At 44.1% G+C, this 25872-nt stretch carries 25 protein-coding genes; 12 read left to right on the plus strand and 13 right to left on the minus strand.

The window, feature by feature from the left end; genetic code table 11:
* The first annotated feature begins 2 nt into the window (after positions 1 to 2).
* Both ACMH5P_RS05565 and ftsA read left to right on the plus strand, forming a co-directional pair.
* Complete coding sequence (locus ACMH5P_RS05565; protein WP_459493343.1) at positions 3 to 791, plus strand: cell division protein FtsQ/DivIB; 789 nt, start codon at positions 3 to 5, stop codon at positions 789 to 791.
* Positions 792 to 842: 51 nt separating this feature from the next.
* The gene (gene ftsA / locus ACMH5P_RS05570) at positions 843 to 2189 is read left to right on the plus strand and encodes a cell division protein FtsA (RefSeq protein ID WP_459493344.1); all 1347 of its coding nucleotides are present in this window, start codon (positions 843 to 845) and stop codon (positions 2187 to 2189) included.
* 33 nt (positions 2190 to 2222) lie between these two features.
* Here ftsA and ACMH5P_RS05575 read toward each other — a convergent pair whose 3' ends face one another.
* From ACMH5P_RS05575 to ACMH5P_RS05595, 5 genes are all read right to left on the minus strand, one after another.
* Positions 2223 to 3455: a DEAD/DEAH box helicase gene (locus ACMH5P_RS05575; protein ID WP_459493345.1), complete on the minus strand. Its 1233-nt coding sequence runs from the start codon at positions 3453 to 3455 to the stop codon at positions 2223 to 2225.
* A gap of 156 nt (positions 3456 to 3611) precedes the next feature.
* On the minus strand, positions 3612 to 4190 hold the full coding sequence (gene lpcA, locus ACMH5P_RS05580) for a D-sedoheptulose 7-phosphate isomerase (protein ID WP_459493346.1): 579 nt from the start codon (positions 4188 to 4190) through the stop codon (positions 3612 to 3614).
* A gap of 33 nt (positions 4191 to 4223) precedes the next feature.
* Complete coding sequence (locus ACMH5P_RS05585) at positions 4224 to 4967, minus strand: TPM domain-containing protein (protein WP_459493348.1); 744 nt, start codon at positions 4965 to 4967, stop codon at positions 4224 to 4226.
* Entirely contained in the window at positions 4957 to 5382 is a 426-nt protein-coding gene (locus tag ACMH5P_RS05590) for a TPM domain-containing protein (RefSeq protein WP_459493350.1), read from the minus strand. Before ACMH5P_RS05590 ends, ACMH5P_RS05585 begins: the two co-directional genes overlap by 11 nt.
* A gap of 1 nt (position 5383) precedes the next feature.
* Positions 5384 to 5977, minus strand: a complete 594-nt coding sequence (locus ACMH5P_RS05595) for a LemA family protein (protein WP_459493351.1) — start codon at positions 5975 to 5977, stop codon at positions 5384 to 5386.
* Positions 5978 to 6113: 136 nt separating this feature from the next.
* On the opposite strand from ACMH5P_RS05595, the gene ACMH5P_RS05600 reads away from it, so the two are divergent.
* The gene (locus tag ACMH5P_RS05600) at positions 6114 to 8174 is read left to right on the plus strand and encodes a S9 family peptidase (protein WP_459493352.1); all 2061 of its coding nucleotides are present in this window, start codon (positions 6114 to 6116) and stop codon (positions 8172 to 8174) included.
* Here the strand turns inward: ACMH5P_RS05600 and prmC are convergent.
* On the minus strand, positions 8149 to 8997 hold the full coding sequence (gene prmC / locus ACMH5P_RS05605) for a peptide chain release factor N(5)-glutamine methyltransferase (protein WP_459493353.1): 849 nt from the start codon (positions 8995 to 8997) through the stop codon (positions 8149 to 8151). The genes ACMH5P_RS05600 and prmC overlap by 26 nt on opposite strands.
* Before the next feature lie 119 nt (positions 8998 to 9116).
* Here prmC and ACMH5P_RS05610 point away from each other — a divergent pair, with 119 nt between their 5' ends.
* From ACMH5P_RS05610 to ACMH5P_RS05620, 3 genes are read left to right on the plus strand one after another with little or no spacing between them, the layout of a single operon-like run.
* On the plus strand, positions 9117 to 9680 hold the full coding sequence (locus ACMH5P_RS05610; protein WP_459493354.1) for a gluconate 2-dehydrogenase subunit 3 family protein: 564 nt from the start codon (positions 9117 to 9119) through the stop codon (positions 9678 to 9680).
* Positions 9677 to 11389 carry a GMC oxidoreductase gene (locus ACMH5P_RS05615; RefSeq protein ID WP_459493355.1) on the plus strand — a complete coding sequence of 571 codons (1713 nt, stop codon included), beginning with the start codon at positions 9677 to 9679 and terminating at the stop codon, positions 11387 to 11389. The genes ACMH5P_RS05610 and ACMH5P_RS05615 overlap by 4 nt, the downstream gene beginning before the upstream one ends.
* Positions 11390 to 11422: 33 nt before the next feature.
* Positions 11423 to 12412, plus strand: coding sequence for an SMP-30/gluconolactonase/LRE family protein (locus tag ACMH5P_RS05620; RefSeq protein WP_459493357.1), 990 nt, complete (start codon positions 11423 to 11425; stop codon positions 12410 to 12412).
* Positions 12413 to 12435: 23 nt separating this feature from the next.
* Here the strand turns inward: ACMH5P_RS05620 and ACMH5P_RS05625 are convergent, their stop codons facing one another.
* The gene (locus ACMH5P_RS05625; protein ID WP_459493358.1) at positions 12436 to 13143 is read right to left on the minus strand and encodes a 3-keto-disaccharide hydrolase; all 708 of its coding nucleotides are present in this window, start codon (positions 13141 to 13143) and stop codon (positions 12436 to 12438) included.
* Positions 13144 to 13267: 124 nt separating this feature from the next.
* Between ACMH5P_RS05625 and rimO the strand changes: the two genes are divergently transcribed.
* A complete protein-coding gene (gene rimO / locus ACMH5P_RS05630) occupies positions 13268 to 14590 on the plus strand; it encodes a 30S ribosomal protein S12 methylthiotransferase RimO (protein WP_459493359.1) in 1323 nt (440 codons plus the stop codon).
* Here rimO and ACMH5P_RS05635 read toward each other — a convergent pair.
* Complete coding sequence (locus ACMH5P_RS05635) at positions 14587 to 15660, minus strand: ThiF family adenylyltransferase (RefSeq protein ID WP_459493360.1); 1074 nt, start codon at positions 15658 to 15660, stop codon at positions 14587 to 14589. The genes rimO and ACMH5P_RS05635 overlap by 4 nt on opposite strands.
* Positions 15661 to 15722: 62 nt before the next feature.
* Complete coding sequence (gene rpmB / locus ACMH5P_RS05640) at positions 15723 to 15962, minus strand: 50S ribosomal protein L28 (RefSeq protein ID WP_459493361.1); 240 nt, start codon at positions 15960 to 15962, stop codon at positions 15723 to 15725.
* 136 nt (positions 15963 to 16098) lie between these two features.
* Between rpmB and ACMH5P_RS05645 the strand changes: the two genes are divergently transcribed.
* A complete protein-coding gene (locus tag ACMH5P_RS05645; protein ID WP_459493362.1) occupies positions 16099 to 17211 on the plus strand; it encodes an endonuclease/exonuclease/phosphatase family protein in 1113 nt (370 codons plus the stop codon).
* Here the strand turns inward: ACMH5P_RS05645 and ACMH5P_RS05650 are convergent.
* The gene (locus tag ACMH5P_RS05650) at positions 17203 to 18453 is read right to left on the minus strand and encodes an aspartyl protease family protein (RefSeq protein ID WP_459493363.1); all 1251 of its coding nucleotides are present in this window, start codon (positions 18451 to 18453) and stop codon (positions 17203 to 17205) included. The genes ACMH5P_RS05645 and ACMH5P_RS05650 overlap by 9 nt on opposite strands.
* A gap of 55 nt (positions 18454 to 18508) precedes the next feature.
* On the opposite strand from ACMH5P_RS05650, the gene ACMH5P_RS05655 reads away from it, so the two are divergent.
* Complete coding sequence (locus ACMH5P_RS05655) at positions 18509 to 19828, plus strand: APC family permease (RefSeq protein ID WP_459493364.1); 1320 nt, start codon at positions 18509 to 18511, stop codon at positions 19826 to 19828.
* Here the strand turns inward: ACMH5P_RS05655 and ACMH5P_RS05660 are convergent.
* Positions 19811 to 21058: a D-alanyl-D-alanine carboxypeptidase gene (locus ACMH5P_RS05660; protein WP_459493365.1), complete on the minus strand. Its 1248-nt coding sequence runs from the start codon at positions 21056 to 21058 to the stop codon at positions 19811 to 19813. The genes ACMH5P_RS05655 and ACMH5P_RS05660 overlap by 18 nt on opposite strands.
* Before the next feature lie 47 nt (positions 21059 to 21105).
* Here ACMH5P_RS05660 and ACMH5P_RS05665 point away from each other — a divergent pair, with 47 nt between their 5' ends.
* Entirely contained in the window at positions 21106 to 22494 is a 1389-nt protein-coding gene (locus tag ACMH5P_RS05665) for a high affinity choline transporter 1 (RefSeq protein WP_459493366.1), read from the plus strand.
* Here ACMH5P_RS05665 and ACMH5P_RS05670 read toward each other — a convergent pair.
* Positions 22469 to 22909, minus strand: coding sequence for an NUDIX domain-containing protein (locus tag ACMH5P_RS05670; protein WP_459493367.1), 441 nt, complete (start codon positions 22907 to 22909; stop codon positions 22469 to 22471). The two genes, ACMH5P_RS05665 and ACMH5P_RS05670, sit on opposite strands and share 26 nt — an antisense overlap.
* Positions 22910 to 22983: 74 nt before the next feature.
* Here ACMH5P_RS05670 and ACMH5P_RS05675 point away from each other — a divergent pair, with 74 nt between their 5' ends.
* Entirely contained in the window at positions 22984 to 24078 is a 1095-nt protein-coding gene (locus ACMH5P_RS05675) for a Nif3-like dinuclear metal center hexameric protein (RefSeq protein WP_459493368.1), read from the plus strand.
* Between the two features lie 38 nt (positions 24079 to 24116).
* Complete coding sequence (locus ACMH5P_RS05680; protein ID WP_459493369.1) at positions 24117 to 24920, plus strand: zinc ribbon domain-containing protein; 804 nt, start codon at positions 24117 to 24119, stop codon at positions 24918 to 24920.
* Between the two features lie 92 nt (positions 24921 to 25012).
* Here the strand turns inward: ACMH5P_RS05680 and accD are convergent, their stop codons facing one another.
* A complete protein-coding gene (gene accD, locus ACMH5P_RS05685; protein WP_459493370.1) occupies positions 25013 to 25858 on the minus strand; it encodes an acetyl-CoA carboxylase, carboxyltransferase subunit beta in 846 nt (281 codons plus the stop codon).
* Between the last annotated feature and the right edge of the window lie 14 nt (positions 25859 to 25872).

Raw genomic sequence — 25872 nt, forward strand, 5'->3', positions numbered from 1 at the left:
ATATGAGCCAGAAAATTCGAATTGATTTCGCGCGCGTTAAAAAGCTATTAACCTATGGGTTATTAGCCGGCTTAGCTATTGGCGCAATCATATTCGCTGAAATCCAAGCCAAGGAAGTAAAATGCACCGGGGTTGTCATTCGATTAGATTCTGAGAACGAACGTCCCTTACTCAGTAAAAAAGATATCGATGTTATGGTGACCAACGAGGGAACGGATTATTTTTTGGATCGTCCCATCGAGGAAATTTCATTGCATCAAATTGAGCAACGCGTTAAAAAAATCCCACTCGTGAAATCCTGTGAAGCACACGTCGATTTTAGTGGTAAGATCATTGTTTCAGTAAAAGAATACAGCCCAATTGCGCGAATTCTGCATTTCACTGGAGGAGAATCAAACTACAAAGATCAATATGTTACCCAAGAAGGTAAATTCATCGGGACAAGTTCTTTATTTACCCCGCGCGTACTTTTAGCATCGGGCCCCTTTTTCTCGGGAAAGCGAACCAATCTATTAGACGAGCGAGGGAAAACCTTAATTCCTTTGTTTGAATTTATCAATAACAATGAGTTTTGGCGTGCCCAAATTACACAAGTGATTGTTGCGGAAGACGGTGGAGTTGTTTTAATTCCAGCGATTGGACAAACGTATATTGATTTTGGTTTACCCGTAAACATTGAAACCAAATTCAAAAAATTAGATCTCTTTTATAAAAAAATTATCCCTAATAAAGGTTGGAATACCTATCACTGGGTACACCTGAAATATAAGAATCAGGTAATTTGTGATTAATTGCCTAATTTTATATTTTAGTAAAATCCACCATATTTTTAGTTCTTAATTATGCGAAACGATTTAATCATTGGTCTTGATATTGGAAGTTCATCGGTACGAGCTGTTGCCGGAAGGCAATTGGAAAATGGCCAATTGGAAATCGTAGCAACCGGAACTTCAAGTACATCAGGCTATATTTTGCATGGTGAAATCGTGAACGTGAATAAAACATCTGCCGCTATCGCAGATGCGATTAACCAAATTGCGCAAGCCCTACCCGGAAAATCGAAAGAATATTATTTCTCTTCCAATTTGTCGGGAAGCCACATCAAGGTGCTACCCTACACCAACTCGAAGACGCGCAAAAACGCAGCTGAACCAGTTAGCAGAAAAGATATTTTGGATATCACCGACGAAGCGAAAAGGAACGTTGCAGAGAAAAATCCTTGCGTTTTACATACCCTTCCGATCGGTTTTAAAGTAGGTAATTTACTAGAAACCTTAGAACCTATTGGGCAAATTGGCGCCACTATTCAAGGAAACTTTATGGTGATTACCGCACAGCTTGAAAAATTTGATTTGTTTAGCAGAACGCTTAAATCTGCCGAGTCCGAACATATCAAAGGCGGTAATCTTTATTTCAGCCCCTTAGCGAGTTCAAGCTCCGTGCTCAATGCCGATGAAAAACAACAAGGCGTTGTCTTGGTTGACATCGGAAGTGGAACGACTGAAATCAGCATCTACCAAAACAAACGTTTAAAACACGCAACCGTGTTAAATTGGGGTGGAGATCGCATCACAGAAGATATTCGCATAGGCTTAGACGTGACGACCGAACATGCAGAAGCGTTAAAAACTCGTTTTGGTACGGCACTACACCGCCTGATTGATTTAAATGAAGTTGTATTGATTCCCGGAATTGCGGGTCGGAAACCAAGTCCCATTTCTGTCAAAAATGTTGCCATCATCATCGAAGAACGTATGAAGGAATTGGCGGCTATCGTGATGGCAGAAATTCAAAAAGTTACTCAGGCTCAATTACTCCGTGGAGGGATTGTTCTTTGTGGCGGTGGAGCTCAGCTGCCCGATATCGCCGAGTTGTTCAACAAGGTGACGGGAATTGAAACGCGCGTTGGTGAACCTGAAGCCACTGCGGCCCTAGGTCTCGGAGCTAATTTAAAAGATCCAGCCTTTGCAACATCCATCGGTTTGGTTCAAGTATACTTCGACCAGCTGAATGCATCGAATGAAGAAAACGAAGAGGAAGTACCTGATATTCCTGTAACTGGCGGTAAGACGACACCGGATAAACCGAAAACGGCTCCACCAAGTATCCGTGATATTTTTGGCCGCTTAGTCGATTCCCTCGTAGGTTCCGATGGAAATGATGGAGGATCCTACGGAGACAATAACTAAACAAAAAAGACGCTACAAGTAGCGTCTTTTTTTTTATGCCTTTGGAGGTCTTTTTTTCCAAACCTTCTTCTTTCCTTTAAATCCTCCTCCTGTATGTGGAGCTTTTGCCGCGGCTGGATTATAAGCAGGAACCTCTCCAAATTCCTCCGGTACAGGGGATTTAGTTACTTCTTTCTCCAACAAACGTTCGATGGCCGCAAACTTACGCTGCTCTGCTTCCGTAATCAGCGTATAGGCTGTTCCTTTGGTTTGAGCGCGGGCCGTCCGACCGATTCGGTGGATGTAATCCTCCCCGTCATTGGGTACATCGTAATTGATGACTAATTCGATTTCGTCGATGTCGATGCCCCTACTTAAAATATCGGTTGCTACTAAAATCTTGGTTTTCTTATTACGAAAATCCTGCAATACTTGCTCGCGAACATCCTGCTCTAAATCGGAATGAATTTCCTCCACAGAAAATCTGGCACGTTTTAAATCCGATGTTAAGGACTTAACGTTTTGTTTTCTCGAACAGAAGACGATGACACGGGTGTAATCTTGACGCTTTAATAAATACTTCACCAAGGGACTCTTTTGCTTCTCATAGACCACAAATGCCTCTTGAACAATCGCCTCCGGCGGTTTAGATACAGCAATGTTTACCTCCACGGGGTCATTCATCAACTTCCGAGCTAAATCCCGCATTTTGGGGGGCATCGTCGCTGAAAATAATAAGTTTTGACGCTGCTTAGGCAAGTAGCCCGTGATTTTCATTAAGTCATCGTGAAAACCCATATCCAACATGCGGTCAGCCTCATCCAATACCAAATATTTCACATGTGACAAATCCACATAACCCATATTCAAATGGGCAATCATGCGGCCTGGCGTACATACCACCAAATCCACACCGGAAGTCAATGCTGTTTTTTCGGATGTAAATGAATTTCCATCCCCACCACCATAAACGGGCATACACGAGACATTGGTAAAATACCCCAAGCCTTCCATATTCCCTGCAATTTGCACAGCCAATTCACGCGTTGGGACAATAATCAAGGCATTGATGTGATTCTCCGAATGATCCTCGGACAATAATTTATGAATAATCGGCAACAAGAAAGCCGCCGTTTTACCCGTACCAGTCTGCGCCGATGCGAGGACATCCCGTCCAGCTAAAATCGGTTTCATCACCTGTTCTTGAACCGGTGTGGCCGTCTTATAGCCCATGGAGTCGATCCCCTCTAATAATTTTTCGGCTAAGCCTAGTTCCTTAAATGTCAAAATGTTTTTGTTTAGACTCTTGACGTTAGCCTTTAGACATTCGTCTAAATACAACCTAAAAGCCACATGAATTTACTATACTCTTTACTAAGTCAAATAACCAACGTCCAATGTCTAGCGTCCAATGTCTAGCGTCCAACGTCTAACGTCCAATGTCTAAAACCCCAACTCCTTCTCAATCAACTGAATCAATATATGAATCACCTTGATATGAATTTCCTGGATACGATCCGCATAACCAAAATGGTCCACGCGAATTTCAAAGACGTTATCAAATGCGGCCAACTGCCCTCCATCTTTTCCCGTCAGTAAAACAACAGCCATTCCTTTTGTTTGAGCAGCCTTGACCGCTTCGATAATGTTTGCGGAATTACCACTTGTCGATATACCAAAAAGAACATCTCCCTCTTTCCCCAATCCCTCAATAAACCGCGAAAAGACATAATTATAGCCAAAATCATTACTCACACAGGAAATATGAGAAGGGTCCGAAATCGCCATCGCAGCTAATGCGGGACGATTTTCACGATACCTCCCAGATAGCTCCTCCGCAAAATGCATGGCATCACAATGACTGCCCCCATTGCCACAGGCAATGATTTTTTTACCTTGTTGGAGAGCCCCCACCAAACAATTTGCTGCCTTTTCAATGGATTCAATCTTCGCAGGATTGCTGAAAAACTGATCTAAAACTTGCTGTGCCTCTTGAAGATTGGCTTGGATAATTGCTTTCAAGTGAATTTAATTTTGCATAAAGATACGCATTATTTAAAAATCCCCACCGGCTCCGCCTCCACCAAAATCGCCACCCCCAAATCCGCCGAAATCAAATCCGCCTCCGCCCGAAGATCCACTCCGGTCATAACCTCCACCTCCCAAGAAAATAGGAGGGAAAAACATGCCACCACCGCGAGAGCCTGGTCCAGAACCGCCCCCTTTATTTTTAATGGCGCGAATAATATTGATGATGACAAAAAATAAAAAGACAATTAAAAAAACGGGCACGCCATCGGGAACATCTTCCTCTGCTTGAAACTGCCCACTCGCCCGTTGCATCATTTCGGTGGTCGCCTCATTCAACCCCTCGTAATAAGCATCACGCTTTAATGCCGGCTTTAAAATCCGATTAATAATCCGTTTGCAGATGGCATCTGGCAGCACATCTTCGATCCCACGACCCGTTACAATCCGAATCTTTCGATCCTCCGAGGCAATCAAAATCACGACACCATTGTTTTTCCCTTTCTGACCAACTCCCCAGGTCTTACCTATAGAAATCGCATAATCATAGGGATCCGAACCTTGGGTACTCGGCACAATTACCACCGCAAATTGCGTGGATGTTGAATCCGCATAAGCACGTAATTTTTGTTCGAGCGTCGTCTTTTCATCCGCCTGCAGTTTGCCTGATAAATCCAGCACATATCCATCGGGTTTAGCCGGTATATCCTGCGCCCAGACCGATGCAGCGATCAATAAAAACCCGATAAATAACGCAAACCTATTCCCCATACGACAACTCATCCGTTAACTCATTCACATCATCCCGTTGATAAGGAAAATACACAGCCAAAGCCTCCCCGATCCGCCGAACGCCAAGAGCTAATCCACTTCCATATTCTTCTTTGGCCAACAAAGGTCGCATCTCATCCCGGATCGTTTCCCAAAATTCCAAAGGCACATTGGCATCAATTCCCTTGTCCCCAATAATTGAAAACTTACGATCCTTGACGGCTAAATAAACCAAGACCCCATTTTGTAAATCGGTTTGATGCATCCCCAATTGAAAAAAGAGCACCTTCGATCGTTCGATCGGGTGCCCTTCACAATGACTCTCCACGTGCACACGAATCTCGCCAGACGTCTTTTTCTCCGCCTCTTGAATCGCTTGAATAATTTCCGCTTCCTGTGCTACGCTTAAATGCATCTTATTTCTTCTCGTCAAAATTTACCTCCGGAGCTTTTTCAGAACCTGCCTCCGCTTGGAAGAATCCCTTCTCAGCAAATCCTGAGAAAGACGCAATTAAGCTGTTAGGGAATGTAACGATTAAGGTATTATATCCTTTCACCGACTCATTAAATCGATCACGCTCTTCCTTAATGCGGTTTTCTGTTCCTTCCAATTGTGCTTGTAATTCAGAAAAATTCTCTGTCGCCTTTAATTGCGGATAATTTTCTGCGACTACCATTAATCGAGATAAAGCCCCACCCAAAGAAGATTGAGCCGCCTGGTATTTTTGCATATTCTCCGGACTTAAATCCTTTGCATCTAATTTCATTTGTGTTGCTGAAGCACGCGCCTCAATAACTGCAGTTAAAGTAGACTTCTCAAAATTTGCCACTCCCTGTACCGTTTTTACCAAATTCGGAATCAAATCGGCCCGACGCTGATACGCACTTTGCACATTTGCCCATGAGGCCTTTACCTCCTGGTCACTTGTCGCCATGCTGTTACGAGCACCTACGCCCCAAAATACGACCAAAGCAATAACGCCTAATACAATCCAAACTGTCTTGTTCATTGTTATAAAAATTAAAGGTTTGTTGTCAGGCAAAGGTATAAATATTTCATCATGCCATGCCATTTTTTACATCAAAATGCTTTTTCAAGGATAAACGTTCCTTTTCCCTCTATAAATTTATTTTTAACTTGCTAACATGTTCAAAAATATTCCCAATCCGCCTCGTGCCACCGAAATTCAAAAGGAGCTAATCATACACGGTGATGTTCGTCAAGACCCTTATTTCTGGTTAAATAATCCCGAAGATGCTAAGGTCATCGAATACCTTAATCAAGAAAACAGCTATACCGAACAGCTTTTAAAACCCAGCGAAAATCTTCAAGAAGAATTATTCGAAGAGATGAAGGGACGCATCGTCGCCAACGAGCAATCTGTTCCCTATTTCAACGGCAAGGATTGGTTCTATCACCGCTATGAGTCAGACGGGGAATACCCAATCTACTGTCGGAAAAAAGCGAGCCTTGATGCCAAAGAAGAAATCCTTTTACACGGAAACCTACTTGGTAAAGACGAAGCCTATTTTGCCGTGGGGGGATTGGCGCTCTCCGACGATGAACAGATTTTAGCTTATGCCATCGATACGGTCAGTCGGCGAAATTACACCGTACATTTCAAAAACCTTCAAACTGGCGAAATCCTTCCCGATAAAATCGAAAATACGGAAGGTGGATCCTACGCTTGGTCAGCGGACTCGAACTATTTCTTCTACCTGCTTCGCGACCCGCAAACCTTACTGGCCTCGAAAGTTTACCGACATAAAATCGGCACGCCAAGCCATGAAGACGTTTTGGTCTATGAAGAAATGAATGAAGAGTGCTACATGGGATTGAGCCGTAGTAAATCGAAAGAATATATTTTCAGTATCTCGAGCCAACAAGGCGTTTATTCAGAATATCGGATTCTAAAGACAAATAAGCCCACCGGGAATTTTGAAGTTTTTCATCCCGGCGAACGAGGCTTGGAATATTTCATCGAACACCAAGCAGATCGATTTTTGATTCGTACCAATCTGGATGAAGCGACGAATTTTCAATTGATGAGTTGTTCGACAGCCGGTCCAACAGACAAGAGTAACTGGAAAACCTTGGTTCCACATCGTCCCGACGTATTCTTGGAAGATTTTGATGCCACCACCGAATGGATTGCCTTGGAGGTAAAGACCAATGGCCTTTCTCAAATTCAGGTCATTCAGGGGGATACCAATGAATTTATCCGCATGGACGAGGACGTTTTCCAAGTCAACATCGGAATAAATGTCCATTACACGAGCAATAAACTACGCTATAATTACACCTCGCTAACTTGTCCGAATTCAGTTCTTGAATACGATTTGGAAACAAAAACGTCCAACCTGCTCAAAGAAGACAAGGTCTTAGGAGGATTCAATAAAAACGATTACGCTTCCGAGCGCCTCTGGGCCACTGCCCGCGATGGTGTTCAAGTACCTATTTCCGTCGTTTACAAGAAAGGCTTTGATCAGGGACCTCTTCTACTTTATGCCTATGGTTCCTATGGCTACAGCATGGATCCCTATTTTTCAGCGAGCCGTTTGTCGCTGCTGAACCGAGGCTTCGCCTTTGCCATCGCCCACATTCGCGGTGGACAAGAAATGGGACGGCATTGGTATGAAGATGGGAAAATGATGCGGAAGATGAATACTTTCACCGACTTCATCGATTGCGGCCATTATCTGATCTCCGCGGGGAAAGTGGATGCCAAACGGCTCTTTGCGCAAGGAGGGTCAGCCGGCGGCATGCTGATGGGCGGGGTGATCAACATGGCTCCTGATTTGTTCGCAGGCGTGATCGCTGCTGTTCCCTTTGTGGATGTAGTCACGACGATGTTGGACGAAACGATACCCTTGACCACCGGCGAATGGGAAGAATGGGGAAACCCTAAAAACGAAACGCATTATCACTACATGAAGTCCTATTCCCCCTATGATAATGTGGTTGCGCAAGACTACCCACACCTTTTAGTGACCACGGGATTACATGATTCCCAAGTTCAATATTGGGAGCCCGCGAAATGGGTCGCCAAATTGCGAAAATTGAAAACCGACAATAAGATCTTATTATTGGATTGCGATATGTCGGCCGGACACGGAGGAGCCTCGGGACGTTATAAACGCTTCAAGGATATCGCGAAAGAATATGCCTTTTTGATTGGAATTAATGCAACGGTCGCTGCGCAATAAGCATGCGATCGTTGCCATGAAAATCCTTCAATAACTGAATATGTTCAAAACCTTGTTCGATAGCTAGCTTAACATTCGCCTCCCCAAATGCTCGATTAATTTCGAAACAAAGATAGCCCCCAGGGGCGAGTCGGCAAGATGCCAGTTCACCTATCACTCGGTAATACAAAAGCGGATCCTCATCGGGAACAAATAAGGCCAAATGCGGCTCATGATTTAACACATGAGGTTTCATTTCTACTTTTTCAGCATCCAAAACATAGGGTGGATTGGACACAATAAAATCCCAGGTGTTCACATCTTGGGCCCACTCAAATACATCTTGTTGCTTAAAATCAACGTTTGCACCTAAATCCTTCGCATTCATTCGGGCTTGTTGGACCGCAGCCTCCGCAATATCCCATCCAGTAACCTGAGCGTTGGGTGCCTCGAGCGCCATCGAAATCGCGATGCATCCGGAACCCGTACCGATGTCCAAGACAGTTTTCACAGAATTCCCCAAACGATTGAGAACTTGAATAACAAGCTCCTCGGTTTCGGGCCTTGGGATTAGGGTGTCGGTATTCAAGGAAAACAATCGATCCAAAAAATAAGCCTTTCCTGTCACGTATTGTAGGGGTTCCCCAAGAGATAATCGTCGAAAATCGGATTCAAACTCGTCTGGTTTTTCGACCTCCTTTCCGAGCAAAATATCCAGGTTACTTGTCCCACATTTCATATTCAAATAGGCTTGTGCAATCGCTTTGGCCTCATTTACGTCATACATCGCGGAAATGGCGGTTTGGATTTGCTGAGATAATGTGTTGACTGACACAAGCGACATATAGCTATTTCTTGGGCGATGAACTTAATTAAGGAATGCTTTGGCAAAGCTACGGAAACCCGACCTGTTTGGCAACGTAAAAAAATATCCTATATTTGATACGAAAAATCTAATTAACTATGAACGTAAACAGACGGGAAGCCATACAAAGGCTAAGCATCTTGATGGGTGGAATGATTTCCGCACCTGCGATGGCTGGACTCAATGGCCAAAAATCACATGCAACCTTCGTGCAGTTTTCAGCCGCCCAAGAATCCTTGGTTGCTGAAATCGCCGATACCATCATCCCAACGACCGACACTCCTGGTGCTAAGGCTGCCGGCGTGGAGAAATTTATCATCCGCGTGGTTCAGGATTGTTATCCAGAAGCCAGCCAAAAAGTATTTGCCCAAGGGCTCGCGAAATTAGACGCGGATTGTCAAGCAAGATTTGGCAAAGGATTCATCGATGCCTCGAGCACACAACGCAAGGAAGCATTGACCACCTGTATGTTGGAATCCGATGCAACCCGCAAAAGTGTCAAAGGGCAGCCAACCTTCTTCTTCATGATTAAGGAATTGACAACCACCGGCTACTTTACGTCTGAAATCGGCGCAACCAAAGCATTAGAATACTTGCCAATTCCTGGCAAATTCGATGGTTGTATGCCATTAACTTCCACACAAAAAACCTGGGCACTATGAATCTGAATATCGACGCAATCAAATCAATGACTTATGACGCAATCGTCGTAGGTTCAGGCGTTTCTGGCGGATATGCTGCCAAGGAATTGACCGAAAAAGGACTACGTGTATTAGTCCTGGAAAAAGGAAAGAAATTCGACCACGTAACGGCCTACGAGCCAAGCTATAAAGATCCGTGGGATTTTAAATACAATGGTTTATTGACCAACGAGCAAAAGGCCTCACACCCAAAACTAGCCCGCGATTATCCCTACAACGAGATGACCGAGAAGTATTGGATGAATGACTCCGACTCGCTTTATAAGGAAGTTAAGCGCTTCGACTGGTTCCGTCCAGATATCGTGGGTGGAAAATCCATCATGTGGGGACGTCAAACGTATCGTTTGTCGGACATCGACTTTGAAGCCAACCTAAAAGATGGCATCGCGGTGGACTGGCCAATTCGTTACAAGGACATAGCTCCTTGGTATTCCTACGTGGAAAAACACGTAGGAATTTCGGGCGAGGCTTTGGGCCTACCTCAATTACCGGACTCGGAATTCTTGAAACCGATGGACATGTACTGCGTAGAGAAAGAAGTTCGCCAACGAATCGAAAAGAATTTTCCGGGACGTAACATGACAATTGGTCGGGTGGCCAACTTATCCGAAGCGAAAGAAGCTCAATTGAAAATTGGCCGTTCGGCTTGTCAATATCGTAATAAATGCCGTTTGGGTTGTCCATATGGCGCGTATTTCAGTACGCAATCTTGTACCTTGCCACCGGCTGCGAAAACAGGATTATTAACCTTACGTCCGGATTCTGTTGTTTCGGAAATCTTGTTTGATAATGCGAAACAAAAGGCAACGGGTGTACGCGTGATTGATACCGTAACCAAAGATGTTCGTGAGTATTTTGCGAAAATCATCTTCGTTTGTGGTTCGACGGTAGCATCAACTGCATTATTATTGAATTCAAAATCATCTCGTTTCCAAAACGGATTAGGAAATGATTCAGGCGAGTTAGGACATAACTTGATGGATCACCACTTCCGTGTGGGTGCAGCGGGTACTTGGGAAGGTGATGAAGATAAATACTACATTGGCCGTCGGGCAAATGGTATCTACATTCCACGGTACCGCAACATCGGTAATGATAAGCGTGATTATTTACGTGGATTCGGATACCAAGGTGGCGGATCTCGTCAGAGCTGGAATCGCGGCGTAAACGACATGAGTTTCGGAGCGGATTACAAGGATGCGATGACGAAACCAGGACCATGGACCATGAACTTGGGTGGTTTCGGGGAGACCTTGCCGTATCACGAAAATAAAATGTATTTGGACCCAACGACAAAAGACAAGTGGGGCATTCCAGTGGTCGTATTCGACGCAGAATTTAAAGAGAATGAGAAAAAGATGCGGAAGGATATGATGGAAGACGCGAAAGAGATGTTGGAAAGCGCAGGCTTGAAAAATGTCCGTGCCTTCGACAATGGTTCCTATCCAGGTATGGCCATTCACGAAATGGGAACGGCACGTATGGGTCGTGATCCGAAGACTTCAGTCTTAAATGGCAACAACCAGTTGCATGCAGTAAAGAACGTATTCGTAACGGATGGCGCTTGTATGACATCAACTTCATGCGTGAACCCTTCGTTGACCTACATGGCATTGACAGCGCGTGCCGCAGACTTTGCTGTGAAAGAAAGTAAAAAGAAAAACCTTTAATGAAAATGGGCTTCGGCCCATTTTTTTTGTCTTATGAAAAAACTACTTGGAACATTAAGTCTACTTACCTTAGGAACGGCTGCCTTGGCACAATATCAAACGATTGGTAAAATCCATCGTTACGATGCTGGATTAGATGCTTTAATGGACACGACAGCCAAAATAGAAATTGTTGCCCAAGGCTTTACGTGGTCGGAAGGTCCGGTTTGGGTCAAAAAAGAAGGCTATTTGCTTTTCACCGACGTGCCCGAAAACACCATTCATAAGTGGTCGGAGTCCAAAGGCCTGGAAGTCTTCTTAAAACCTTCGGGTTACACAGGAACCGGCGTGTACTCGGAAGAACCGGGAGCGAATGGTTTGATCATTAATACGAAAGGTAACTTGGTTTCTTGCGAACACGGGGATCGTCGGATTGCCGAAATGCCACTTAATCATCCTGAGCAAAAGAAGACCCTCGCCCATACATTCGAAGGCAAACAATTGAACAGTCCAAATGACCTCGTTCAGAAAAAATCCGGGGACTATTATTTCACGGATCCTCCCTATGGATTGCCAGGTAGAGGAAAACCCGAACCTGCCAAGGAATTGGATTTCCAGGGTGTTTACCGCATCAATACGAAAGGGGAAATCAGTTTACAAATCAAAGACCTCGGTCGGCCGAACGGCCTAGCCTTCAATCCCGATGAAAGCATTTTATACGTGGGAACGTCGGAAGCTCCTACCTACATTAAGGCCTATCCCCTGGACAAACAAGGAAATCTAGGAGAAGGTCGAGTGTTTTTTGATGCAGCTGAACTTGCCAAGCAAGGCATTCGTGGTGGTTATGACGGCATGAAAGTAGATGCGAAAGGGAATGTTTGGACGACAGGACCGGGTGGGGTTTTGATCATCAATTCAGCGGGTAAATTACTCGGACGAATTGCCACAGGAAATCGAAATTCGAATGTGGCCTTTGGAGGCGCGGATGGTAAATATGTATTCATTACCTCCGACATGAATCTATTGCGAATCAAAATAAAATAGGGGGCCTCAGCCCCCTATTACTTTTACAATTCTTTAATCTTGATGTTTCGGAACCAAACTGGATTCCCGTGATCTTGCAAAGCAATACGTCCTTGCATATTCACGCCAAAGCCTGGCATCGTTTTGAATTTAGAGCCAGCGATCATGGCTTTCCAATTAGCATCGTCCGTCCGTGTTTCAACTACTTTCGTTCCATTTAGATATAACTGCAACAAACCACGGTTATTCACGATACGCGCCGTATTCCACTCGCCTACAGGCTTGGTAACAAAGGAAGATGATTTAATCAAATCATATAAATCTCCTGAATTGTGCTTGTTGATCTTTCCGTCCGGATGACCCGCATCGTCGAGTACTTGCATTTCAGGCCCAGTATTATAAGTACTGTGGTATTTAGCTGCATCTTCCGTTACATTAAAGATGATACCGCTATTTCCATTGGGAGAAATTTTCCAATCCACGGAGAAATCGTAATTCACGTATTCGGCATCGGTAATCAAGTCACCACCATCTTTGGTCGCTAAATCAAATCCAATTACCCCGTCCATAATTGTCCAAGATGCGCCCACTTTACCCGGTTTACCATAGGTATGCCATCCCGTAAAGGTCTTACCATCAAATAATAATTTGTAGCCGTCTTTCTTTTCTTGCTTCGAAAGCGTGTTTAGTCCTTGCCCAAATGCCATCAAACCCGATGCCATGCAAGCGCAAATCAATATGAATTTTTTCATGTAGGTAAATAAGTTTATGAATTACAATACTAAAAAAAGAAATCTATACTTGTATCCCGTGCCGATTATTTTCCTCCGGCTTTGGCAAATTAATTCGTAAATTGCACGCTTATTCAACGCAAGCATGAAAACCAAAGTTAGGCCGAAGCCATCCATCAACATTGTTACACTCGGTTGTTCCAAAAACCTCGTAGACTCCGAAGTCCTATTTACCCAATTAAAAGGGAATGGATTAGAAGTTACACATGAGGCAAAAAAAGACACTGCGAACATCGTGGTGGTGAATACCTGCGGTTTCATCGACAATGCGAAGCAAGAATCCATCGATACAATCCTTCGTTATGCCGATGCTAAAGAGGCCGGCAAAATCGATAAACTATACGTAACCGGTTGCCTGTCGCATCGCTACAAAGACGATTTAGAAAAAGAAATCCCAATGGTGGATTCGTTCTTTGGGACGAATGAATTACCCAGATTACTGAAAGCCTTAAAAGCCGATTACAAGCATGAACTGGTGGGAGAGCGTTTATTGACCACCCCTGCTCACTATGCCTATTTGAAGATTGCCGAAGGTTGCGATCGTCCTTGCAGTTTTTGTGCCATACCATTAATGCGTGGAGGTCACGTCTCGAGACCGATGGATGAACTCGTGAAAGAAGCGACTTCACTTGCCAAAAAAGGAACGAAGGAATTGATTTTGATTGCCCAAGACTTAACTTTTTATGGCTTGGATTTAAAGGGTGAGGGGAAATCTGGTCGCCAACTCAAAGAACTGTTAGAGCGTCTATCGGACGTTCAAGGCATCGAATGGATCCGTTTACAATATGCCTATCCAGCTGGTTTCCCTATGGAAATTTTGCAAACCATGGCGGAACGTGATAATATCTGTAAGTATTTAGATATGCCGCTACAGAGTGGATCCGATGCCATGCTGAAGCACATGCGCCGGGGCATTACCCGTGAAAAAACGGAGCAATTGATTTCCGACATCCGCGAAAAGGTACCCGGAATTGCGCTGCGTACGACTTTAATTTCGGGCTATCCAGGGGAAACGGATGCGGATTTTGAGGAGACCTATTCCTTTGTGGAACGTATGCGTTTCGACAGACTAGGTATTTTCAATTACTCGCACGAAGAAAATACCCATGCCTATTTAGTGCAAGATGATGTACCCGAAGAGGTGAAACAAGAGCGTTCGGATGAGATTATGGCGCTCCAACAAGGCATTTCGGAAGAATTGAATCAAGCGAAAATTGGCCAAACCTTTAAGGTCATGGTGGACCGCAAGGAAAGTGGATTCTTTATCGGTCGGACCGAACATGATTCTCCCGAGGTCGACAACGAGGTCTTAATTCCCGCCGAGCAATATGCACGTCAAGGAGATTTCGTACAGGTGAAAATCAACAAAGCGGAGGAATTCGATTTATACGGGGATATCGTTTCTTAATAACGCGGAACGCGCGCATCTACTTCACGGGACCAGGCATCGATGCCTCCGCCTAGATTAATGAGTTTATCGAAACCCTGCGCCTGCAAATGGCGGATGACATACATGGAGCGCATCCCATGGTGACACATCACGAGACCGGGTAGGTCTTTGGGGATCATGTCAACGCGTAATTGATTCATGGGCATATTAATCGTCCCTTCTAAACTGGCCAATTCCCATTCAAAAGGTTCGCGAACATCCAACACAAAATGAACATAGCCGGCCGCTAAAGCTTTTTGAGCTTCTGCTGGCTCCATCTCTAAAGGCAAAGCTACTTTAGTTGGGAAAATTCGATCAGAAGCATCAGATGAACGCTCCATCGTAAACTGTTGCATTCGCATGCTTCGAACATCGAATCGAATTAAGGACGATTGCGCAGGTGAGCTTAATCCTGCCAAATAGAAAATAGCTTCTTTGGCTTGCATCAGTCCCATGATACCTGGCAAAAATCCGAGCACACCCGCCTCGTTGCAATTTGGAATCTCGCCAGCCGAAGGTTCATCGGGAAATAGACAACGGTACGTGGGCCCCGTTCCATGCGCATTACAAACAGCTAATTGCCCCTCCCAGGTATGAATCGCCGAATACACGAAAGCCTTGCCAAAGCGAACACATGCATCATTAATGAGGTAGCGCGTTTCGAAATTATCGGTACAGTCGACCACCAAATCCGCCGCCTCCACCAATTGCAGATTGCTCATTGAAAACTTTTCTACGATTGCCTCCACTTGAACTTGTGGATCCAATGCCTCGACATAGCTTTTGGCGCACAAAACTTTGGATTGACCGATTTGATCGTTTCGGTAAATGGTTTGTCGGCCTAAATTACTCAACTCCACCACATCGTGATCTACTAAGGTAAAGCGTCCGACTCCCGCAGCAGCGAGATAAGGAATGACCGTCACACCGAGTCCTCCGGCGCCAATCACCAAGACATGCGAGGATTTCAAGCGCAGCTGTTGGTCCATCCCCCATTCGGGAATGGCCAACTGTTTTTGGTAGCGTTTAAATTCGTCAGGACTCAACATAGGGAAATAAAAAAGCCTCCTTGTTTTCAAGGAGGCTAATTTCGATAAAAATATTGATATAATTAAACGCTTAACGTACCCTTACGAGCTGCAGCGATTAAAGTCTTCTCAAAACCATTTTTGTTGATCGTACGGATAGCCTTTGCAGACACTTTCATACGAACCCAAACACCTTCTGACTCTAAGAAAAATTTCTTAGTTTGTAAGTTAGGGAAAAACTTACGCTTCGTCTTATTGTTCGCGTGTGATACGTTGTTACCTACACGAGTTCTCTTTCCAGTCAATTGACAAACCTTTGCCATAATATTGTATTTTTAAAATTGTATGCGCTAAAATTGGTTTTCCCCTAAAGGGATTGCAAAAGTAGACAAAATTTTGAAAAATCCCAAAGGTCTCTGTAAAATTTATAAAATGCCTGGGATTGTGTATCTTTGAAACATGGCCAAACGAAAAATAGAGGAACCCCTTCGCAAGAAAATCATATCGTCCTTGATATGGTTAGGCACCTTGCCTTTGTGCCTCTACACGCTATTGACCTACTTATTGAGCTATTCGCTCATCATTGATCATTGGCTGGCGGGGTTTATCATGATGACCCTTCCCTATGCCCAAGTGCTCTGTTTAATTTCCTTGATTTATTGGATCTTTCGTCGCGCCAAAAGAGCATTATTACCCCTAATTGTTCTGGCATTGGGTTATGGCTTTATCCCACGCAGCATAGTGTGGAACACGGCAAAAACTCCATCCAAAAATGATTTACGTGTATTGAGCTATAACGTCTATGGCATGTACTCGAACAATTATGCGGGTAACGAGGAAAAAGTAAAGGCATTAAAAAGCTTTATGCTAGACTATCAAGCGGATATCAAATGTTTCCAAGAACTCTATTCGCATGCGGATCGAAAAGCGTTTCGCACAATCAACATGATGAAGGAAAACTATCCACATTATGCCTTTATTCCCTTGAAAGAAGATTTTTTTGAGGCCAAAGAGAAAATGGGCTTGGCTATTTTTTCTAAATACCCCATCATCAAACAGGCGGGTAAGCAGTTCGGGAATTCAGCGAACGGTTATTTATATGCCGACATCGTTGCGAAAGAGGATACTTTTCGCATCATCAATGTCCAATTATGGTCAATGGGCATAAGGGTTGGTCGGGTAACTGGAAAAATTCGTGATCAAGATTACGAGGATGCCAAAAAAGAAGGTCGAGGAATCATGAACTCACTTCGCAAGGGATTCATTCATCATCGAGATGAAATGACGCAAATTAACCGACTCATTCAAGAAAGCTTATATCCCGTAATCTTAGTGGGTGATTTAAACGAAACGCCCTACGGCTGGGCTTATGGAACCTTGCGCGAACGCTTACAAAATTCTTATGAGGAGGCCGGACGCGGATTCGGATTTACGCTAAACCGAAGTCCTTATCTTGTGCGAATTGATAATCAATTTTGTTCAAAAGACTTCCGGATAAATCAATTTGTTACCCTACGAAACATCAAATATTCGGATCACTTCCCCATCGCAGCGGATTACGAGTTAAAATAAGGGTCTTAGCTCGAACTGAATCCAGTGATATTCTTTTCCCCGACGAATAATTAACTCAATTTTTTGCCCCGACTTTTTCCGCAGCATACGGTTAATGTCGCCTAGGCTAAGACTATCGGCCCGAATTTCATTAATCATCCAAATCTCATCGCCAGCTAAGATGCCAGCGATGGCCGCTGGCGAAAATTCCTGAACCGCCTCAACCACAAAAACCTTGAATTGTGGCCCCTTGGCACGAATATTTAGCCCTGACATCCCCAAGTCAAAATCCCTTTTCCATTTTCTACCAATCGGTTGGAACAAAACATATTGATCCAAATAATGAAATGTGATGACGAATCGACGCATAAATTCGCCACCTAAACTACCTTGAAGTTTGGCACGCGAAAAGTCCATGCGCAATTTACTTTGTGGGAAAGCCGCTGGAACATTTGACCATTTCCAAGGACCCAAACGCACCGAGGGCACCCGGCCCCATTGTCCAACAATGGCTCCATTCAATCCCTTTCCGAGATAAACAAATTGATCCGCACGATTAAACTGGCTCGAATCGATACCGTCCCCCTCTAAAAAAAGCACATGTCCTGCACCTGAATCCAGCAACAAGCGATTCGTCAATTCCCCCTGTTTACTTTGAATTCCCATTGTATGGATATAGGGTTTGTTTTCCGCAACCTCCAAGTCAAATCGCAAACCCTTGCGTTTACGATAACGGTATCGATTTGCTTGGGTCAATATCAATTGATGGTGCACATAATCAATCGTGACGACTAAATTGGCAAATAATTCATAGCCAATCACTCCATGGATTTGGGTACCTACAAATTCAGATAAATTCAACTGATCACTTGAAACATAGATTAAATTTTGGTGCAAAGCGATAGCCTTCCCAATCCTTATCTGGTTATCGATAATGACATCCGCTTCGATCGGATCTCCGGTTCCCAAGCCCAAAAGACTTAGTTTTCTGAGTGATTGCAATCCCAATTTTTGGTAGACGCTTGAATCCGTCAACAAAGTGGTTCCAAGGCCTGTGTCAACTAAAAACCGTAAAGTATCTGAATGATTGATATGCAACGGAATGACAATCAAATTAGCATACATCTCAAAAGGAATGACGAGACGCTTGTGTTTGGGATTCCATTGAAAGCCCAAACCATACTCTTTCAAAGAATCCAGGGAACTGGAATTTCCCGGGTATGAAAGACCCATCACTGCCAATAAGATTAAAAGGTATTTCATCGAGTTTAAATCTACTCAGGTAAAACGAAAAATTCATCTATTTTTGTCATTAGCTATGCAGAAAAAATCAAATAATCAGTTGTGGAAAGTGCTGGGCACCAGCTTTGGCGTTGCGGTTACATTGGGGGGCACGGTGGGAACCGGAATCTTGCGCAAGCCTGGACCTATTGCTGAGCAATTACATAACCCTACCCTAATCATTGCGCTTTGGGTAATTGTTGCCATCTATGCCCTACTAGGCGTTTCCTGCGTCTTGGAATTAAGTTTATCTATCCCTAAAGCAGGATCCTGGTATGGCTATGCGGAACGTGCCTTTGGGCGTTACATTGGTTTTCTCGTCGGTTTAAGTTCATGGCTCGGCACGGTGACAGCTTTGGGTTTTGGATCTTATACATGCAGCGAATACCTCGCAATTTTATTCCCTGCCTTACAGGATTATGTACTCTATAGCGCTGTGGGAATGTTATTGTTGTTATGGTTTTTTCATCAATTAGGCGTTATCGTGGCCGGTAAATCCCAAGAATGGTTTAGTGGTATCAAGGCCCTTGCCTTAGTCGGATTCATTTTCATTTGCCTCTTCGCAGGCGAAGGTGGCACCTGGACCTCCAGCCCCGCAGCTCCCACGGGAATGCCGCTTTGGTCGGGAATTTTAACCGCACTACTCTCTATTTTTTACGCCTTCGACGGTTGGCACACCGCCTCTTACTTCACTGAGGAAAACAAGGATCCCGTAAAAAGTATGCCAAAATCGATGTTCATCGGCGTGATCGTCGTTGCTGTCATCTACCTGCTCATCAACATCGGAATTCTTTATACGCTCTCGTTTCCTGAATTAAGCCAAAGTAAACTTGCCGCCGCCGATGCCATGCAGAAAATATTAGGTGCGCAAACAGGTCGCTGGGTGACTACCTTCTTGATGCTCAGTATTTTTGGCATTTTGAATACGCAGGTAATGTTTGCCCCGCGCGTTATCTTTTCAATGAGTCGGGATGGCCTATTTTTTGCGAGTGCTGGACAAGTGAATAAGCACGGTAGTCCTACGGTAGCAACCCACATGACCGTGGGCTTAGCCTGTTTGTTTTTAATCAGTAGTCAATCGATTAGCGACCGACTCTCCGACATTGCTACCTTCTTTTTTGTGGCAAGTTATTTGGCAGGATTCGCCTCCTTGTTGCAATTAAGAAAATCGGAACCCAATCTTCCTCGACCCTATCGTGTCTGGGCATACCCCTATTTGCCGATAGCACTCGTACTCATCTCAAGCTTATTTTTATTGGGAACTTTAGTGCAGAATTCTGCCAGTATTCCATTTGTGGCTGCTTTTATCTTGTTAAGCTATCTGATTTACCGCTTCAATTTATCTGAGCGCGTTTAAAATAGCCATAACATCTTGCTTGATAGCTGAAGCTGGTCGATTACCCAAATTGCCCATGATGGAAAACACATACATTTTCCCTTGGGCGTTTTTATAGTAACCCGCGAGGTTATAAGTATTTCCAAAAGAACCTGACTTCGCCCAAAATGATGAACTTGGTTGCAAGGGTTTCATCTTGCGAATTGTTCCTGTTTTTCCCGATTCAGGCAATAGACGAAATAGTCGGTCCTCTGAAATCTCATTTTTCAACTGGAAAAGTGTAGCCACCAAATCCTTTGGACGCATCAAATTATAGCGAGACAATCCGGAGCCATCGACCCATTTTAAGGAAGCAAGCAGCGTATCTTCTTTTTGGAGTTTATTAATTATCTGAGCGCTCGGCCCTACCCAGTTTCGATTAGCTGCAATCAAATACAGCAATTGCTCAGCAATTTGATTATCACTATCATGTAGCATTGGCCGAAATAAACTATCAATCTTCCCTGCATAGACTAATTTAGATTGCGCATCAAAGGATTTAGGGATGGTATGTATCGTTTTTTTGATCAGCGCACTTAGAAGTTCAGCAGATTGCTGTGATGAGGTAATAAATGGGAGCGCAACTTTGGCATAATTTGCCACCGAAGGAATTTGAAATCGATTCGTATTACGATCCCTTTGAGCGAAGGACTTGTTCCATACCTGTGTACTAGGTTCAAAATAAACTGGCTCAACGGTAGTTTTCCTATCTTTGATTGAGATTAAAACTTGATTGTTATAAACGGGAAGTAAAGATATCTCAGCCGAATAATCATCCGTATAATCATCCCACGCCCAGCCATCACCAAGAGGACGAACATTTTCATCTGAATCCGCTAAGACCAAAACCTTTGATGATGACAAAAGCTTTTTTAACAAAACATCTCCCTTCATTTGAGGGTGCAGCAAACTTGGATCACCTGTACCCCAGAAAAATAGGGTGTCCGGCGTTTCATAATACCGATAGGCGGGAATTGAATCCTTTAGAATCCGATTGGCCTCTAAAAAAGTCACCAACTTCGCATTGGATGCCGGCATAAAATACTGGTCGGCCTGATGCTGATAAACCACTTTCTTCGTAAGCAGCTCCTGAACCAATATCCCTGACGCCTGATTCTTGAGTCCTCCTTTTTTAAAGGCATGATTCACGCGCTGCGTGGTGCAAGAAAAGGCAAAACAAGCAAGAGCCAAGAATGGCAAGATTTTTTTCATAGCTTAAAGGTAAAAAAAATCTGTATTTTCGTGCTTATTTTTGAAGAATGCTCGTAGGTTTTGTCATCTTTTACCTGGTACTGAATTTATTGGTGGGCTGGTTTGCCAGTAGGAAAGTGCGGACAACGACCGACTTTGTGCTAGCGGGCCGAACGCTATCATTGGGACTCGCCACCATGGTTACCTTCGCGACTTGGTTCGGATCAGAGACACTACTTGGCGCGCCGAGAGAATTTGTCCATGGTGGATTGTACGCTGTCATCGAAGAACCTTTCGGAGCAGCTTTGGGGCTCTTCATCGTAGGCGCCATCTACGCGCGCAAACTTTACCCATTACCCGTTTTAACCTTCAGCGATTTCTTCCGAATCCGTTTCGGCGGCTTATCCGAGAAGATTTCCGCCCTCGTCATGATCCCCTCCTACTTTGGTTGGATCTCAGCGCAATTGGTGGCCCTAGGTCTAACACTTCATTTGTTATTACCTATCAGCACCGAAATGGGCATTGTGATTGGTGCGCTCCTAGTCATGACCTATACGCTCATGGGGGGCATGTGGTCGATTTCCATTACCGACTTCCTTCATAACATTATATTGATTATGGGGCTCCTCTTATTGGCCTATGTTTTGCTCGATAAGATTCCGGATTTTAATGCGTTTTTGGCCCTACAGCCAAAAGGTTTTTTCCGATTCACCCCACAAAGCACCGAACCGGTCGAGTGGTTAAAATACATCGGCGCATGGATGGTTATCGGGTTGGGCAGTATACCGCAACAAGATATCTTCCAACGGGTCATGTCGGCAAAAAGCAGCCCAATTGCAGCTAAAGCGAGTCTAGCCGCAGGAGGCATGTACCTCACGATTGCATTACTTCCCTTGCTAATCGGCTTAATAGGCGTTCGATTATATCCAAGTTTATTGTCCGATGACAACCTTTTGATTCCACATTTGGTCATGCAGTTCATGCCTTATGGAATACAGATTCTATTTTTAGGGGCTTTGCTATCGGCCTTATTAAGCACCACAAGCGGAGCCATTTTAGCGCCGGCATCCGTGCTCGGAGAGAACCTTTGGAAACCATTGTTAAAACATCCTTCCGACAAAAAAGTCCTCCTGATTATCCGATTCTCTGTCGTTTGGGTGACCTTAGCATGTATCTGGATGGCGGTGAGTCGGCAAAACATCTTTGAACTGGTAGGTGAAGCCTCCGCTTTCAGCTTGGTGTCACTATTTATTCCTTTGAATGCTGGATTGTGGTGGAAGCGCGCCAGTGCGATGGGCAGCCACCTGAGTATGTTATTGGGATTATTCGTTTGGGCTTACTTTAATTTCATGGCACCCCAGGAAATTCCATCCATCTGGTTCGGTTTGGCGGCAAGTTTGATGGGGCTGTTGGCCGGAACCTACCTATTTCCTAGGCCAACCAAGGTTGCTGAATAGCGCCGACATATTTCCCTTTTTGCTGAGTAATTAAGAGGTCGGTTAATTCCATTCCGATGTTGGGATACATGGTTACTTGACTCAACTGATTGATGGGCAACCAAAGGACTTCTTGGGCGTTGGTTTCGCCCACTTGCAATTCGGGGATCCCGCCAATCAGCTCACCTTCAAAAAGGATATGCAAAACATCGTCCCGGTTCTCGGTACCACTAACTTGTCCCATGAGCAGCATTTGACCTACCTCTACATCGATTCCCAATTCCTCCCTACATTCACGGGAAATGGTTTCGCTTAGTAATTCGCCGGGATCGGGATTCCCACCAGGAAGATTATAAATAAATTGTTCGCTATATTGATACTTCATGACGAGTACATGATTGTTTTCAAGTAAGACTAAGGCAGGACGGCAACGCATAAATTAGGGTAATACACTTCAAATTAATATTATTTTTCGAATTGTCCTACCTTTGTACAATTAAAACACACCAAATGACCGTACAAGACGTTTGCCATTCCATGGAAACATGGGCGCCATTGAGTTGGCAAGAATCCTATGACAACGCAGGACTTTTATGCGGGAGTAGAAACCAAACAGTTCGTGGAGTACTTATTAGCCTGGATTGCACGGAAGCTGTCGTTCAAGAAGCAATCGAAAAAGGTTGTAACATGATTGTCGCCCATCACCCCATTGTATTTAAGGGTTTAAAATCCTTAACGGGTAAGGATTATGTAGAGCGGACGATGATTTTGGCCATTAAAAACGACATTGCCATTTATGCGAGTCACACGAATTTAGACCATGCCCCTCAGGGAGTGAGTTTTCATTTAGCAAATAAATTAGGCCTAATCAATGGCAAAGTTCTTCGCCCCTTCCAGCAAGCTTTGAAACAACTAAGTTATTTTGTCCCTGCAGAATCTGCTGCAAAAACCCGTGAAGCGATACATGCCGCCGGTGCGGGAAACATTGGAAATTATTCGGAATGCAGTTTTAGCCAGACAGGGATAGGGCGATTTACGCCCAATGAATTGGCTAACCCAACGATAGGATCGGCAAAAAAAGCAGAAGAGGTGAACGAGGAACAAGTTCAGGTTATCTTTCCGGCACACTTAGAGAATGGGGTCTTAGCGGCTTTATTCCAAGCACATCCCTACGAGGAGGTAGCCTATTTTTTGACAAGCTTGGACAATACATGGAATGAAGTCGGCTCTGGATATGTAGCAGAATTGCCACATGCCATGGATGCTGATCAGTTTTCGAAACACCTGAAGCAGTCCTTAGGGTTGAGTCACTTTCGTCATACGGCTTGGTTGGGTCGACCTATTCAGCGCATTGCCGTATGTGGTGGAGCAGGTAGCTTTTTGTTAGGGGATGCCAAGAAAGCGGGGGCGGATGTCTATATCAGCGGAGATTTCAAATATCATGAATTCTTTGATGCGGAAAATCATTGCACCATTTGCGATATTGGGCATTATGAATCGGAAGTCATGATAAAGGATGCTATCCATGCGTATTTATCAAATAATTTTAGTACTTTTGCCGTTCTGAAAAGTATGACCAACAGCAATCCTGTGAGTTATGCTTAAAATTAGAGCGAATTAATAATTCAAACGCAACAACAAGAATGGCTACAGTTACCGAAACTACAATTGCCCAAAAGTTAGAAGCATTATTAAAGCTTCAAACCATTGATTCAGCCTTAGACAATATCAAGAAAGTACGAGGTGATTTACCCGAAGAGGTTCGTGATTTAGAGGATGAAATCGCTGGTTTAGAAACACGTTTAACTAAATTCCAGTCGGAAATCGTTTCTTTCGAGGAACAAATTTCGAACTATAAAATCTCGAAAAAGGATTCTGAGAAGCTTATTGTTAAGTACAAGGAGCAACAAATGAACGTTCGTAACAACCGTGAATTCGATGCAATTTCGAAAGAAATCGAATTACAAGGCTTGGAGATGGAAATCGCAGATAAGCGCATCAAAGAAATCGATTTCAAAGTCTTAAACAAGAATGACGAAATCGCTTCCGTAGAATCTGCTTTGTTTGAGCGTAAAAAGGATTTAGAAATTAAGCAAAAAGAATTAGAGGTTATCATCAGCGAAAGCGAAGAAGATGAGCAAAAATTCTTAAAAGATCGCGAGAAGGCGTTAAAGAGCGTTGAAGAGCGCCTATTGAAATCTTACACAAAATTACGTGGAAACGCGATCAACGGCTTAGCCGTGGTCATGGTGAAACGTGGTGCTTGTGGCGGTTGCTTCAGCTCGGTACCTCCACAACGTCAAACAGACATCAAGGACAAGAAGAAATTGATTGTTTGCGAGCACTGTGGTCGTATTCTAGCCGGTGTTGAAGATCCAATCCCAGCACCAGAGAAAGAAAAGAAAACACGTGGTAAAGCTGCAGCCGCCGCTGCAACAGCTGAATAAGCAAACACCATTCATACATTGAAAAGCCTAACTTCCTGTTAGGCTTTTTTATTGGGCCATAAAAAAGCCCTGTCTTTCGGCAGGGCTTTTTCTTATTTCTTCAACATCCCGAGTAGGGCGCTCAGTTTGTCTTTCATATCCTTTCGGTCGACAATAAAGTCCAAGAAACCATGGTCTAAAACAAAGTCGGCACTTTGGAAACCCTTCGGCAAATCTTTACCTATCGTCTCCTTAATAACACGAGGACCGGCAAAACCAATTAATGCACCAGGTTCCGCAATATTAAAGTCACCTAGCATCGCGAAAGAAGCGGTAACTCCACCCGTCGTTGGATCCGTCAACAGCGAAATGTAAGGAATCTTGGCTTCCGCTAACAAGGCCAAGCGAGCAGATGTCTTTGCCATTTGCATCAAAGAAAAACCCGCCTCCATCATTCGAGCACCGCCCGAACGCGAAATCATCAAGAATGGAGTCCCTGTTTTTAAAGAATGATCAATCGCACGTGAGATTTTCTCCCCTACTACCGAACCCATCGATCCCCCGATGAAACTGAAATCCATCGCGGCGATGGTGATGGGCTGACCGTTCATTTCCCCATAAGCGGCACGAACCGCATCCTTCAAACCCGTTTTATATTCGGTCGCTTTCACACGATCCGTGTATTTTTTCGTATCGGTAAAATTCAATGGGTCACCCGAACTTAACATCGGATCTAATTCCGTGTAACGAGATTGATCAAATAACAATTCGAAATATTCTTGTGAACCTATTTTCTCGTGGTAATTGCAACTTGAACAGGTAAATGAAAATAAACGGTGCTCGCGGGTATGCAATGCTTTTTTACATGATGGACACTGATACCACAGGCCGTCTGGAGCTTCTCGTTTAAATTCGGTGGGGGTTTGAATCCCTTTATCTTTTCTTGTAAACCAAGACATAATGCTAAATTAAA

The organism is Aquirufa sp. 5-AUSEE-100C1 (genome assembly GCF_054558655.1).

What these genes read in the sequence shown, in the direction of transcription:
- ACMH5P_RS05620 (WP_459493357.1), top strand. Translation starts at nt 11,423, where the DNA reads ATGAAAAAACTACTTGGAACATTAAGTCTACTTACCTTAGGAACGGCT.
- ACMH5P_RS05565 (WP_459493343.1), top strand. Translation starts at nt 3, where the DNA reads ATGAGCCAGAAAATTCGAATTGATTTCGCGCGCGTTAAAAAGCTATTA.
- rimO (WP_459493359.1), top strand. Translation starts at nt 13,268, where the DNA reads ATGAAAACCAAAGTTAGGCCGAAGCCATCCATCAACATTGTTACACTC.
- ACMH5P_RS05600 (WP_459493352.1), top strand. Translation starts at nt 6,114, where the DNA reads ATGTTCAAAAATATTCCCAATCCGCCTCGTGCCACCGAAATTCAAAAG.
- ACMH5P_RS05625 (WP_459493358.1), bottom strand. Translation starts at nt 13,143, where the DNA reads ATGAAAAAATTCATATTGATTTGCGCTTGCATGGCATCGGGTTTGATG.
- ACMH5P_RS05585 (WP_459493348.1), bottom strand. Translation starts at nt 4,967, where the DNA reads ATGGGGAATAGGTTTGCGTTATTTATCGGGTTTTTATTGATCGCTGCA.
- ACMH5P_RS05680 (WP_459493369.1), top strand. Translation starts at nt 24,117, where the DNA reads ATGGCTACAGTTACCGAAACTACAATTGCCCAAAAGTTAGAAGCATTA.
- ACMH5P_RS05660 (WP_459493365.1), bottom strand. Translation starts at nt 21,058, where the DNA reads ATGAAAAAAATCTTGCCATTCTTGGCTCTTGCTTGTTTTGCCTTTTCT.
- ftsA (WP_459493344.1), top strand. Translation starts at nt 843, where the DNA reads ATGCGAAACGATTTAATCATTGGTCTTGATATTGGAAGTTCATCGGTA.
- rpmB (WP_459493361.1), bottom strand. Translation starts at nt 15,962, where the DNA reads ATGGCAAAGGTTTGTCAATTGACTGGAAAGAGAACTCGTGTAGGTAAC.
- ACMH5P_RS05645 (WP_459493362.1), top strand. Translation starts at nt 16,099, where the DNA reads ATGGCCAAACGAAAAATAGAGGAACCCCTTCGCAAGAAAATCATATCG.
- ACMH5P_RS05665 (WP_459493366.1), top strand. Translation starts at nt 21,106, where the DNA reads ATGCTCGTAGGTTTTGTCATCTTTTACCTGGTACTGAATTTATTGGTG.
- accD (WP_459493370.1), bottom strand. Translation starts at nt 25,858, where the DNA reads ATGTCTTGGTTTACAAGAAAAGATAAAGGGATTCAAACCCCCACCGAA.
- ACMH5P_RS05655 (WP_459493364.1), top strand. Translation starts at nt 18,509, where the DNA reads ATGCAGAAAAAATCAAATAATCAGTTGTGGAAAGTGCTGGGCACCAGC.
- ACMH5P_RS05615 (WP_459493355.1), top strand. Translation starts at nt 9,677, where the DNA reads ATGAATCTGAATATCGACGCAATCAAATCAATGACTTATGACGCAATC.
- ACMH5P_RS05670 (WP_459493367.1), bottom strand. Translation starts at nt 22,909, where the DNA reads ATGCGTTGCCGTCCTGCCTTAGTCTTACTTGAAAACAATCATGTACTC.
- ACMH5P_RS05610 (WP_459493354.1), top strand. Translation starts at nt 9,117, where the DNA reads ATGAACGTAAACAGACGGGAAGCCATACAAAGGCTAAGCATCTTGATG.
- ACMH5P_RS05595 (WP_459493351.1), bottom strand. Translation starts at nt 5,977, where the DNA reads ATGAACAAGACAGTTTGGATTGTATTAGGCGTTATTGCTTTGGTCGTA.
- ACMH5P_RS05590 (WP_459493350.1), bottom strand. Translation starts at nt 5,382, where the DNA reads ATGCATTTAAGCGTAGCACAGGAAGCGGAAATTATTCAAGCGATTCAA.
- ACMH5P_RS05675 (WP_459493368.1), top strand. Translation starts at nt 22,984, where the DNA reads ATGACCGTACAAGACGTTTGCCATTCCATGGAAACATGGGCGCCATTG.
- ACMH5P_RS05650 (WP_459493363.1), bottom strand. Translation starts at nt 18,453, where the DNA reads ATGAAATACCTTTTAATCTTATTGGCAGTGATGGGTCTTTCATACCCG.
- prmC (WP_459493353.1), bottom strand. Translation starts at nt 8,997, where the DNA reads ATGTCGCTTGTGTCAGTCAACACATTATCTCAGCAAATCCAAACCGCC.
- ACMH5P_RS05635 (WP_459493360.1), bottom strand. Translation starts at nt 15,660, where the DNA reads ATGTTGAGTCCTGACGAATTTAAACGCTACCAAAAACAGTTGGCCATT.